Below are 13476 nucleotides of genomic sequence, written 5' to 3'. Positions count from 1 at the left end.
GCAATTCACTTTATTCATCTATTGACACTTATTGAAATAATAAAGGAGCAAAGCTATGAAGATCATGCCTCCATACGGGCCAGGTATGCCCTCCAGAATACTCGCTATACTTATAGTCTATTCCCATCTTATCAAACTCCCCAAGCATTTTCTCACAATTATCATGAGCGATATCTTCCTCTCCTCCCATGGAAATCCAAAAAAGACTTAGGTCATTATTGATCTTTTCTGCATTATCACTCATAAAAGCGTATTGACCCTCAGCTATGCTGCCTTGACGCTGAGAGATCCACCCTGAGCTGAAGACACCTAAGTGGGAAAACAGGTCTGTATTTTTGATTCCAGCATAAAGTGTCTGGATTCCCCCCATGGAAAGTCCTGCTAAAGCCCTATTCTTAGCACCTTTTTGCGTGCGAAAGTGCTTCTCCACATGCGGAATGATCTCATTCTTTAATTCGTTTTCGAACATTTGCAGCCCTCTTTCCTCAAAAGCAGCTATAGGCATATTTCCATCGGGCATAACTACCAGCATGGCTTGGGCCTTCCCTTCAGCAATAAGATTATCAAGGATCAAATCGGTCTTCCCCTGCTGTGCCCAGCCCCTTTCATCCTCTCCGCCTCCATGCAGGATATAGAGTACTGGGTACTCACGATCCGTGTCCATATCATATCCTGGGGGCGTATAGAGAAAAAATCTCCTCCAGGATCTTAATAGCGATGAATAGTACCTGACCTGTCTGATCTCTCCGTGAGGAACATTTTTCACTGCGTAATAATCATCTCCATCGAAAGGCACTTCGATTCCACTGGCCATCCTGCCCATGCCATAATAGGCCTCACTGGCCGGATCGGCAACAGGTACTCCATCAATCAATAAGGAGTAATAGTGAAAACCTTCTCCCAATGGATCCGTGGTCACTTCCCATTCCCCCTTACCATTTGGAGTCATTGGGTATTTCTTTCCCAAATCAAGTTGTACATTATCGGCTACAGGCGCCTTTACCTTAAACTTAGCGCTTCCATCAGGCATAATTTGTGGATATTTGGCTCCCCTGACATTTGTAGAAGCTGGAATCCCCAAGGGACTGTACTGGTTAAATTTAGATGGATCAACCGGCTTAAAAAGCATTTTGGAGAACATGTATAGTCCATTTTTCCATACCTTAAAATCATGGCCACCTTCCTCTAAATAATAAATATGGGGGACTTCATTTTTGACCAAGTAATCATGGGTGCGCTTACTGAAACCCAAAAGCCCATCTTGATCTCCACAAGAGATCCAAAGCAACTTTAATTTATCCTTGGCATAGGCTGGATCAGGAACGAGTATTTCAGGACTTTTAGTGTTGGGTGCTGCAGAATAACTGCCTACCCAGGCGAAATGGTCTAAATTTCCCAAGCCGAAATTCAGGGTTTGGCCACCTCCCATGGACAAACCTGAAATAGCCCTATGTTCCCTGTCCGCCAACACGGGATAATTATTTTCAACAAAAGGTATCAGGTCATGAAGCAGGTCTTTCTCAAAGGTGGAAAAGGCCTCCACTTTGTCACTGGCCATGATATTTCCAGTAGCCCGATCATCCTTCATCGCCCGGCCATTAGGCATGACGATGATCATGGGTTCGGCCTTTCCTGCTGCATAGAGATTATCCATGATCACTTGAGGCTGTCCACCGCGTAACCATTCCGTTTCATCTCCACCTATTCCATGCAGCAGGTACAATACGGGATATTTTTTATTCTTATTAAAGTTCGGCGGGGTATAAACAACTGCTTTGCGCTTTGTGCCCACAGTTTTTGATTGATACTCCACCGTATCTAGCTTTCCACGTGCAATACCACTTTGCACTTGGTCAAAACCCTCTGGAGCTTCTTTTTCTATTTGCTGACCAAAGCTTAAAGCAACGGTCCCAATAAGTAAAATCAATAAGTAGGTTATTTTTCTCATGGTTATTTAAAAGTTAATTTCCTATAATCGAAAGCATTTGCGCTCCATATCGTCTACCCAGTTCCCTGTATCCTGCTGCTGAAAAATGTAGCCCATCGGAAACGGCCTCACAATCTTCAGATGAAATCACATGTGCATTGGGGATCACTTCAGGTAAGGTAGCAATGATGGCATTCATACTGGCGCATTTTCCCCCTTGCGCTGCACTGACCATTTCACCGGCCAATAAAGGAACTTCTTCTGAAGCCAAGTCCAAGTCAGCCAATAGATTTTGATATACTCCTTTTACTTTTTGTGGCCAGTCTAAATCCCCTGTATTGGACTCCCCTTGATGCAGTAGTATTCCCTTGACGACCCCATCATTTTGGGCAGTTTTTGCCAGTTCTACCAAATGGTGGTAAGGGTTTCCGTCATATTCCTTGACCATGTTTTTAAGCCAATTAGGGGCTGTTTCCACATAGGCTTTATACTTGTCTTTTTCAAAAAGCTCAATTCTACATCCTCCCACAGACACATTGATCACCCCTACCCGAATACTGTCAGGGAGATTTTCCACCAAAGTCCTACCAAAATAATCCACAGGCGTAAGCCCTGTATGACATCTGGTCAAGGGTGGCACTGCAGGATACCAACTGCCCTTTTCCCTATCCAGACCAGAACAATCGATAGACTGCAGCACCTGAAACCTCGGGTCCACGTCCATATCCTGTTCCTCAAACTTTGCGGCTCCTTCCATATTGGACTGGCCAAAAGCCAGAAAAATGTAAAAGTTCTTGTCTTGTGCTTGGCTTGAAAACCCCATAACAATAAGAACCAGGGTCAAAGGAATCCATCTCAATATCGTGTTCATTAGTTTGATTATTTGCTTTAAAGATTATTTTACCGACAGTACCCCCTGTTGGGTTTGTTCTATTTTTTGAATGGTACCATCTGGGTTGTAATGCATATAGTCAACACAAATGGATCTTCTATAACTTCCTCCGCTAGGCAGCACCCCATTATGATAAAAGAAATAATCTTTTTCTTTATAAGTAACGATCCCTGGATGGACAGTAAAACAATTGGGAACATTTTCCATAATAATTCCCTGATAGGTCCAGGGTCCTTCAGGACTTGATGCAGTACAGTATTCTATCATTTCAGGTTGGGTACCGGCACTGGCATATACCAAGTAATACAGGTCTTTCCTTTTGTATACCCAAGGGCCTTCTATAAAATTCTTTGGCTTAAAATGGTGAATAGGACCGTCCAATTCTACCATATTTTCTTTGAGCTTGGCCCATTTACAGCTTCCATTGCCCCAATAGAGATAAGCCTGACCATCATCATCAATAAAAACTGCCGGGTCAATATCATCCCAACCATGTTCGTTATCAGTAGTCATTTCATTAACAATCAAAGCCTTTCCTAAAGCATCCTTAAAAGGTCCTGTAGGGCTGTCGGCAACTGCCACTCCAATGGCCGCACCGCCACCACTATTTTCATCCTTTTTATGAAAAGTGGATACATACCAGTAAAACTTACCATCTCTTTCAATACAATGGGCCGCATATGCATCACCCGTGGCCCATGAGAAAGACTTTGGGGAAAGTGGCGCCCCATGGTTGGTCCAGTTGACCATATCAGTGGAAGAAAAAACCAACCAATCTTTCATTTGGTAGTTGGTGGCATCTACACTTGCTGTATCATGGCTGGTATATAAAAAGACCGTATCATTATAGACAATCGGTGCTGGATCTGCCGTGAAAACCTCACGGATGATTGGGTTCTGGCCATAAGACTCCCCTAACACTACAACACAAAAAAGAAAGGTTAAACGGAATATCTGTTTCATTTTTTATTTACTTAAAACATTATTTTTTTTATTTATTAGGGTTCCAATATCGGGAGGCCCAAGCGATCCATGTGCTCCAGTTGGGTCCAGTGGAATGGCCTCCTGCGTGTTGCCTGTATGCAATCTCCCCTTCAGTCATTGAAGCCCCCATTTCCGGAAAATCCGAAGAAGTAAATCCTTTCATGCCCAATAGCTCATAAACAGGGCTTGCATGGACTCCGCCCAAAAACATTCCTTTGGCATCCACCCACTGTCCTTCTATAAAAGGTGAACCAGCACTTATAAACACAGGCCTTGGAGCACAAAGCGCCACTAAGGAATGGGCATCTATTGGAAGATCATCCACGGTAAGGTCACTGGCATATTTCAGGAAATTCCCACAAAACCAATGGTACTCAGCCGATGAGGCCAAGTTTTCTACCTGCTCACCGAAGTTCCTTCTCAGGATTGATGCACCACCGGCTCCGGAAGAGCCAATAAACCCAAGCGCAAACCGGGCGTCAAATGCCATAGTGACCAATGCTGCTTTCCCATAACGTGAGGTTCCTTCAATACCAATTCTGGAAGCATCCACATCAGGATCTGACTCGAAATAATCCATGGCCCTACTGGCTCCCCATGCCCAAGCCCGCAAGGCTCCCCATTGTTTCGGGTTCCGGAATTTACCCTTGTTAGCCAGGCCTATGACACCAGACCTTAAACCTGCACCGTGGTCAGCCTGAATGCTTGAAGGAACCAGAATAGCATATCCCCATCCTTTGCTAAGTAATTGCTGTTTCCAACGTGGTTCATAAGGAGAAATAAAGTAACTATTAGGCTCTGCAGAAGGACTGCCAAATGGCCAGCGGATAAATCCAAACTCCATTACAACCGGTACTGCTTTGGTAGCTGCTACAGGTATTCCCACCAGCAGTTCAATCTCCACATCTATTTCGGGAAAGGAAGCATTGTCCACTTTACCGATAAGCAACTTCTCGGTTACCGGATAATTTGCAATTATAGTATCCTTCTCAGCAACCACCTGCCAGGTCACAGCGGGCAAGTTTTCTGGAAGAGTTCCAAACATTTCAGTTTCCAAGTCCTTGAGGATTTGGGGTCTTCTTACCTTCCACCAAGCATCCTCTGATGTAATCAGGTCCCCCTCATTGGCCACCAAAGGGTCTGGCAAAGTATAATTCCACACTTTAGATTCATCAGTGTTTGCTGCATTAGGGGCACTGGGATCCCCGGAAGGTCCTGGACGCATAGCGGCTTTAAGTCCCAAATTTTGTATCATTTCTCCGTAGTCCAGCTGGGTCTGCTTATTAAGGCTGTCACGGTTCCAACCTTGGGCATAAAGTCCATTGTCCACCAGTGACAGGACATTCAGTAAAACCAGAATTGATACCATTAGCACCTTCCTATTCGGCCTTTTTTTGTTGTATTGCTTGATCAGTTTTTGCATGTTACTATCTGATGAGGATCATTTAGCTTGAAGTTCATATTTCTCACCTGCTTTGGTGGACAAATCGTATTCATATATTTCATCCAAAACGGGTGGCACTAATGTAGTTTCTGAAGCAAACAAAGCCGGTTTTACTTCGGTAGTCTGAAAAAATGGATTGCTGTTTTTCCCTGTGGCTGGTTTAAGTCCTTTTCCGTTCAGGGGAAAATAAGACCGGATCCTGCACAATCCTCCCAGCGAGGACTTAATGACTACCTGCTGAGTTTTTTTCTCCTTCCATTCCATCACCACTTCAAATCCACCTCTGGCACGTAAACCACTCACTTTACCATCTTCCCAAGCATCAGGCAAAGCTGGTAAAAGATGAATAGCACCATCATGGCTTTGTAATAACATTTCAGCAATTCCCGCTGCACAACCAAAATTCCCATCGATCTGAAAAGGTGGATGGGCATCAAATAAATTGGGATAGGTTCCTCCTTTTTGTTTTCCATCAGGTTGTATCGATGGGGACAGCTGATCTTGGATCAGCTTTAAGGCATGGTTGCCGTCAAGTAATCGCGCCCATAAGTTTACTTTCCAACCCATGGACCATCCTGTTGATTCATCTCCTCTTGCTTCCAAAGATGTTTGTGCAGCACTGAACAGTTCTGGATTACGATAGGGAGAAATCTGATTGGAAGGGTATAACCCGTATAGGTGAGAAACGTGTCGGTGATGATCTTCTGGATTGTCCCAATCGTACATCCATTCTTGCAGCTGACCCCAGCTTCCTATTTGCATCGGAGGCAATCCCCCTAGCTTTTCGTCAATTTTTTGTCTCAGCTCTGTGTCTACTCCCAAAATTTCGGCAGCACGTGTCGTCTTGGTGAAAATGTCAAAAACCAGCTGGTTGTCCATGGTGGTTCCTGCCGAAACCGATGCACCATGATCGTTAGCAGGTGCATTTTCAGGTGACACAGAAGGCACCACTACTAACCAGCCCTTGTCTGGCTCTTCCACCAAAAAGTCCAAATAGAATTGGGCAGATTCCTTGAGAATGGGGTAGACAGACTCCAAATAGTTTTTATCACCAGCATATTCATATTTATCAAACAAATGTTGGGAAAGCCAGGCTCCGCCCATGGGCCACTGTCCCCAAAAAGCCCCGTCAACCGGTCCAGTAATCCGCCAAATATCTGTATTATGGTGCATCACCCAACCTGAAGCTCCGTACATATCTCTAGCCGTTTTCTTCCCTGTTTCGGATAGTTCTCTGACCATTTGGACCAAGGGCTCATTCATCTCAGTTAGATTGGTGATCTCCGAAGGCCAATAGTTCATTTCGGTGTTGATATTGACCGTATACTTACTATCCCAGGCAGGCTTGAGTTGATCTGCCCATATCCCCTGTAAATTGGCCGGTTGACCTCCTGGACGGGAGGAAGAAATTAACAAGTAACGGCCAAACTGAAAATAAAGGGCGACTAACTGCGGATCATTTCCCTGTGAAAATTCAACAATTCTGTCATCTGTGGGCTTATTTACGGAGGTAGTTTGCCCAAGATCAAGGCTCACCCGCTTAAAGTATTGTTGGTAATCGGCCACATGATCATTTAAAATATCCTCAAAACCTTTGTTGATAGCCTTTTCCAGGTAGGCATTGGCTTTTGCAGTCGCATCCCCGGTGATATCCTGGTAGTTTTCAAAGTTGGTAGCCATGGAAATGTACAAGGTGGCCATATCCGCACCGCTTACTTCCAAAGTTTTGTCATTAGCGGTTATTTCACCACCTTCAGTGACAATTTTCACCTGTGCTTCAAATTCCACTCCTCCTTTGATGCCTTCATGATCACTGGAAATTCCCGTGAGGATCAATTCATCATTGCCATTGATGCGCATATCAAATTGCTCCGGCCGGTCCATGGTGGCTGAAAATTGGATGGCACCTGTCTTATCCGCCGTTATTTGGGCCACAATCACTTGATCCGGAAAGGAGGAGAACACTTTGGTTTCATAGTTTACGCCGCCTTTTTTATACCGAGTACTTGCTATGGCTGTTTCCAGATCAAGCTCTCTATAATAATCGGAAGTAGGTTCTTCGCCTTCAAAATCCAACCTTAAGTTTCCCAATGTTTGATAAGGCATCCCATTAACACCACTAAAAAACTTCTGATCGATAAGTCCTTGCGCTTCATCATACTTCCCTTCAAAAATCAGCTTTCTGGCCTCTGATAAAGCTTCTTTGGCCTCGGGCTTGTCATTTCTATAAGGCTGTCCGGCATATAAGGTATTCTCATTGAGTTGGATGGTTTCCTTCTTGGGGTCGCCAAATACCATTGCCGCTAGTCGGCCATTTCCGATCGGTAAAGCTTCCACCCATTGTTCCGCAGGTTCATCGTACCAAAGCCGCAAATGGGCATCCGAAACCGCGATGCTTTGGTCCATCTTTTCGGAAGTCCCACAGGACAGGCAAAGCAAAATAAAAATTGTTAAAAGGGTTATTTGTTTATTCATGGTTTTATTAGGTTATCTGTTATATGGCCCAATTTTAATTTAAGTAGGTCAATGCCCGAGCCGGGGTTAATCGGTTAACTGCTTAACAGATCGAGTAACAGTTCTACCTTTTTGTTTTTCCCAAAGGCCAAATTTTGGATTTCCGTTTAAATTTTCTTTTTCGCACATCTTTCCGAATACACATTAATGTCCCACATTATAATTACCTAATATCCAATCACAAGCATACTCTCTTGAAAATCATTTATCATCCATTATATCCACTTCACTTCGATAAGCTTCCCAGCCCTTCCGTGGGCTTTTCCCACCTTACCCAATCCACTTCTATCTTTCCGCTTCCTTGTAAAACCAAATCCTGAATACCAGAAGGCTGATGTGCCACTGGAACCGTGATGGATTGCCATTCAGCATTCCTGTCCAGCTTTACCTCACTGATCAACTGTCCCTCTTTGCTTCCTTGTCTGATTTGAACTTTTCCGCCTTGGGGAGCCCTGACTCTCCAGGTCATACTTTGGGCATTTCCTTTACCAAAATCAACCGCATCAAATTTGACCCAGCCTTCCTGATTTCCGAAAATCGTTTTCCAGCCTAGAAATGGATTTGACTCTTCCAAAAAGACGATTGTAGCTCCTGTTTCACTGAGCTGACTGTATCGATCCAGATGGACATTCTCAAAAGCACTGCTCAATCCTATGCCCCGTAGACTTGGCGCTACCTTTCGAATACTTCCATCTGCTTCAAAAAATAAACTATCAGCCCTTATAGACCTGTTTTTATCAAAATCAGGGGAATAATCATTATGGTGGTAGAAAAGATAATGCTGTCCCTTGAAATCGATGATCGAATGGTGGTTGGTCCAGCAGCCTGTGGGAGATTCATCCATGATCACCCCTTGAAACTCAAATGGACCTAAGGGTTGATTGCCCAGCGCATATTCAAGTCTTTCAGTTTTATTTTCTACATGAGGATAGGTCAGGTAGTAACTACCTTTTCTTTTGAACATATAGGGACCCTCTTTCAGGCCTTTGCTCGGGAGCTCCTGTAAGATCACAGGTGCTGATGCCAATTCCAGCATATTTTCCTTTAGCTTTGCACCATAAATATGGCCTTGAGACCAATAGAGATAAGCCTGGCCATCATCATCAATAAACACATTCGGATCTATTCCCTTTACCCCTTTTATCGGTTCTGCTTGGGGGACAAATGGCCCTTCTGGATGGTCTGCCACAGCCACCCCAATGGTAAAACCTTCACCATTCACACTCGAGGCATTGCTATGGTTCGGGAAATAGAAATAATATTTCCCATTCCTTTCGATACAGTCAGGTGCCCACATGCTATTGGCAGTAGGATTGCCCCAAGGTACATTTTCTTGGCTGAGGATGACGCCATGATCCGTCCATTCCTTGAGGTTATCAGAAGAAAAAACATGGTAATCCTGCATGCAAAACCAATTTTCCCTTCCGTTATTTTCTTCACAATAAATATCGTGTGAAGGATAGATATAAACTCTGTCCCCTACTACCATGGCCGATGGATCCGCTGTGAATTGGTCCTTGATCAAAGGATTCTGGGCCTTGGAAATTCCTGGCCAAAGGACAAAAAGGGCTGTTATGATAAAGTAGTTGGTATAATAGGTTATTTTAGGCATTTGAATAAATCTGATTAGGGTTGGTCAGTAATATGAAAGTAATCGAAGTCTACATGGCCTCCCGGCGATTTGGTCGCATAATTGAACAAGGCAAAGCGATAACCCATAAAATGGGGCAGCGTATACTTCATGTGCAGGGTAGACCCGATAGCCTTCCAATCTTTGCCATCAAGGCTGTAAAAGAAATTGGCTTCATCGCGGCGATCGGTAAAGTCACAAAAGGCTTTCAGGTAAACTGAGCTTGTGTTGAGCGGGACACGTTCAATTTCTTTAGCCTCTCCGGAATCTGCATTGATCATCACCAACACCTTTTGGCCATTCTCATCTTTCACCCCTAACTGTCCATAAAGTTTTTGGAGGAGGGCAAGGCCAGCGAAGTCCCCATCCTTCATCCCCGCTATATCAATTCTGGTGACGCCTGTACATTTTGGGCCTATGGTCCGCTGGGTCAGGGTATTTTTAGCTTCCATAAGAGAAGTATCTACCCTGGACGTGGTTAGGCGCAGGTATCCTTTTCTTTCCCTAACCGACCAATATGCCGGATCAGGGTTATGGTTCCACTGCCAAACCAATGGCAGGTCCCTGTCTTTCTTTTTGAGCTTAAAATCATCTGAAGCCACAATACCGGGGATCAGGCTTCCATTGGCGGGAAGGTCCAATTGGCCGGGTACTTTCCCTTCCTCTCCCAGTACAGGCCAATCATCAACCCACTCAACAGGCACCAAATAGGGAATTCTGCCAACAGCCCCATAGTCTCTAAACAAATAGGCATACCATGTCCCTTCTGCCGTATCTATTAGTCCTCCCTGAGCGACTCCTTTGTCCTGCAACATGACCTTTCCTTCATAAGGCCCGGTTATCTGATCAGCTTTATGGACAATGACCGTCCGCATTCCCCCTTGGGGCCAAGAGATATTGAAGAGGTAATACTTTCCGTTTACCTTGAACAATTGTGATCCTTCTGCCGGAAGCATCACATTAGGTCCCGAAGGAGCAGTGGCGTTTTCTATCAACACCCTTTCAGTACCTGGCTTGACTCCAGATAGATCTTCTTTTAACTCCACCATGCGGAGTTTTCCCCCTCCCCAAATCATATAAATTTTGCCATCCTCATCGAAAAACAATGTATGGTCATGATAGGAAGGTGAAAAAGTATGGGATTCCCAAGGCCCATTTTCCAAATTCTCAGTGGTAAAAATATAGGTCTTCCCTGTCGTGGAAGAAAAGGTACTTACATAATAAGTTCCCTTGTGAAATCTCAAGCAACTTGCCCAAGACCCCGCTCCGTAGGCGTTCTTGCCATTTTCCAGATTGATTGCATCCACTTCCCCCAATCGATCATAAGCGTAGTTGATCAGTTCCCAATTGGACAAATCATTGGATTTCATAATGGGAACACCTGGGTTCATATGCATGGTGGTACTACTCATATAATAAGTATCACCAACACGCACCATGGACATGTCCGGAACATCCGCATGGATTATAGGATTTTTTGCGGCCTTACCTTGGGCCAACACTGCGTGGCTCCACATAACCGTTATCAAAAAAGCTAATATCGTTAGTAAATCTCCCTTTTTTCTAATTCTATATTTTACCATGATTATTTCAATTATGGTTTATTGATTAGCCACCCTAATCAGTTTTTCTACAATAGGCTTTGCTTTATTTTCTCTGTCAAAAAGTAAAGGATAATCTGTTCTTCCTCTTATAGGCCATCCGTTTTTCCATGAATTGGAATCATTTACCCCCCAAAGGGTTACCCTTGAAATTTCATCCTCATATTTTATAAACAACTTAAAAAACTCCAGATAGCGATCATCAAATGCTTCCTCTACGCTATCAGGCAATCCATCAGGATAGGGGTTCATCTTATTCTGATAATCCACATTATCCGAAATATTAGCCCCTGCATCTCTATTCCATGGAGAAGGAAGTACGGAAAGATCCAATTCGGTAACCATGACCTGCACACCCAACTTAGAAAAGGCCTGAATGCTCTTTTCAAATTCCTCAATTTTCGGATGTTCTAAACTTATATGTCCCTGCATACCTATACCATCTATCTGTATACCCTGTTCCTGAAGTTCCTTGACCATCTTGACTACACCCTCACGCTTGCCAGGTTGGGACATAGAAAAATCATTATAATACAGTTCTGCGTCCGGATCGGCTTCATGGGCAAACTGAAAGGCAAGTTTGATAAAATCCTTACCCAAAATTTGATAAAATTTGCTATTTCTATAGTTTCCATCATCCAATATTGCCTCGTTGACCACATCCCAGGAATGCACCCGACCTTTATAACGTTCCACTACCGTATAAATGTGCTTTCGCATTCGTTCGGTCAGCAATTCTGGCGACACCTCATTCCCCTCTTCATCTGTAAAGAACCACCTGGGAGCTTGAGAATGCCATACAAGGGTATGACCATGGATCCGCATATTGTTTTCTTCACCAAATTCCACAAACTGATCGGCCAGATCAAACCGAAAGTCCCCTTCCCTGGGCTGAAGCATTCCACTTTTCATAATGTTTTCTGCAACAATACTATTGAAATGTGTTTTCACCACCTGCATCGTGGCAGAATCCCTTCCCATTATTTGTGGAGCATTGAGGGCTGTACCTATCAGGAATTTTTTCTGAAAAGCATCTTGTAAAGTGGATGCTGATTTTTTCACGGATTCTCCTGAGGTACTACAGGCAACAAAAGCCAATACCAATCCCCCTATGAGAATGAAACAGATTTGTTTCTGGATATATTGAATCATCTTTTACTTGTTTATATATTTTGCCTTATTCACTTTTACACAATTCCAATTCTTTCGCATATTCCCTAAACCAATCATGCACAGGCTTTGCACAGGCATCAGGGTCAGCACCAAAAGCTATTCCTCCATCGAGATCACCACGGTCAATCAAGTTTTCCGGAGACAGTAAATTCCAACTGACATTGCCCGTTTCATCTGCCAGGAACTTAAAATTGGCACCAAATCCCCAGCCATTGGCCACACCGGTAATACCTCCTTTTCCCCATACGGCATATTGCTCCGGAGCCCAATCTATTTCCGTTACCGCTATAGGAGCAAAATCAGCTACAGGTTTGTAATTCCTTTCCCACTGCTGTCGAAGAACCGTAGGGTCATTGAGATCCTGGCCCCAATAACCGGGATACAGGTGCACCGCATAGCCAATATTATCTCCTTGAAGGGGATAGTCTGCAAAACCCCGATAATGGGACTGGTATCCCGAACCGGGAATCCAAAGGATATTTTCTGCACCATTGTCCCTGATCCTATTCACAATTGGCTGGAAGAACTGCTGCAAGGCTTCGTAATGGGCAGGCGTATCACTGCCATATTCACCGTTGGTTCCCAAAATATGTATGGGCTCATTGGCCAACTCAAACATTACATGGTCCGCATTTTTCAGATCAGTATGTTGCGAGAGATAATCCCAAATTTTCATTAAGTAGAGATAATAATCATCCCCAACAGCGATATCATGAGGGCAAACACCTGGAGGTCGCAGAATTACATACATGCTTCTTGATGCTGCATGTTCAATCAAAGGCACAATGACTTCATCAACAGCAGTGACAAAACGGTCAAAATCAAACCTTGAAATATCATTTTCAGGAATGGGTTCCCCCGGTGTATTGGACCAATAAGGGTCTATATGCAGTCTGATATAGTTCAAGAACCAACCATCCTCATCGCCTGCGGATAGTTTGTCCATTACCGCTTGATTATATTCAAGACAGCCTTCCACATCATAATTACTCCATCTCCATTCCCCTACAGCACCCCCATTAAACCAAGGACTGGGTGTCATCGCCACACCATGAAGGTTAACGTTATTCCCACATGGATCTTGAAGGAACTTACCTTCCACATGTAAGGGAAGTATTGAATTTGGCCAAGAAAAATTCTTTTCATGTTGTTGTATCTCATTGGGTTCTTTAGAATCTGAAGGTGCTGAATCCTCCATCTTACAACTAAAAAACAAACATAATAATATCACTATGCCTACTGCATTGGCATTCTTCATGTTCACTGATATTTTAAGCTAGAGATATGACCAGTGATGGTGTTATTATTCCA

Annotated in this window: 9 protein-coding genes; all 9 read right to left on the bottom strand. The window is 43.8% G+C overall.

Going from position 1 to position 13476, the window contains the following annotated elements:
• Nucleotides 1–28 precede the first annotated feature (28 nt).
• The gene (locus JL001_RS16525; RefSeq protein ID WP_200978079.1) at nucleotides 29–1948 is read right to left on the bottom strand and encodes an alpha/beta hydrolase-fold protein; all 1920 of its coding nucleotides are present in this window, start codon (nucleotides 1946–1948) and stop codon (nucleotides 29–31) included.
• 13 nt (nucleotides 1949–1961) lie between these two features.
• Entirely contained in the window at nucleotides 1962–2798 is an 837-nt protein-coding gene (locus JL001_RS16520; protein ID WP_200978078.1) for a sialate O-acetylesterase, read from the bottom strand.
• Nucleotides 2799–2822: 24 nt separating this feature from the next.
• Complete coding sequence (locus JL001_RS16515; RefSeq protein ID WP_200978076.1) at nucleotides 2823–3782, bottom strand: glycoside hydrolase family 43 protein; 960 nt, start codon at nucleotides 3780–3782, stop codon at nucleotides 2823–2825.
• A 28-nt stretch (nucleotides 3783–3810) separates the two neighbouring features.
• Nucleotides 3811–5226 (bottom strand): acetylxylan esterase, encoded by a 1416-nt coding sequence (locus JL001_RS16510; protein WP_200978074.1) that lies wholly within the window; start codon nucleotides 5224–5226, stop codon nucleotides 3811–3813.
• An 18-nt stretch (nucleotides 5227–5244) separates the two neighbouring features.
• Nucleotides 5245–7722 carry a glycoside hydrolase N-terminal domain-containing protein gene (locus JL001_RS16505; protein ID WP_200978072.1) on the bottom strand — a complete coding sequence of 826 codons (2478 nt, stop codon included), beginning with the start codon at nucleotides 7720–7722 and terminating at the stop codon, nucleotides 5245–5247.
• Between the two features lie 265 nt (nucleotides 7723–7987).
• The gene (locus JL001_RS16500; RefSeq protein ID WP_200978070.1) at nucleotides 7988–9373 is read right to left on the bottom strand and encodes a family 43 glycosylhydrolase; all 1386 of its coding nucleotides are present in this window, start codon (nucleotides 9371–9373) and stop codon (nucleotides 7988–7990) included.
• A 14-nt stretch (nucleotides 9374–9387) separates the two neighbouring features.
• On the bottom strand, nucleotides 9388–10908 hold the full coding sequence (locus JL001_RS16495) for a glycoside hydrolase 43 family protein (protein ID WP_370567411.1): 1521 nt from the start codon (nucleotides 10906–10908) through the stop codon (nucleotides 9388–9390).
• Nucleotides 10909–10992: 84 nt separating this feature from the next.
• A complete protein-coding gene (locus JL001_RS16490) occupies nucleotides 10993–12144 on the bottom strand; it encodes an endo-1,4-beta-xylanase (RefSeq protein ID WP_200978066.1) in 1152 nt (383 codons plus the stop codon).
• A 25-nt stretch (nucleotides 12145–12169) separates the two neighbouring features.
• Nucleotides 12170–13423 carry a cellulase family glycosylhydrolase gene (locus JL001_RS16485; RefSeq protein ID WP_200978064.1) on the bottom strand — a complete coding sequence of 418 codons (1254 nt, stop codon included), beginning with the start codon at nucleotides 13421–13423 and terminating at the stop codon, nucleotides 12170–12172.
• Nucleotides 13424–13476: the final 53 nt, after the last annotated feature.

It is taken from the genome of Echinicola sp. 20G (assembly GCF_015533855.1).
In the GTDB taxonomy this organism is placed as follows: domain Bacteria; phylum Bacteroidota; class Bacteroidia; order Cytophagales; family Cyclobacteriaceae; genus Echinicola.
The sequence above is the reverse complement of the archived record's forward strand: the minus strand, read 5'-3'. Positions and strand labels throughout refer to the sequence as shown.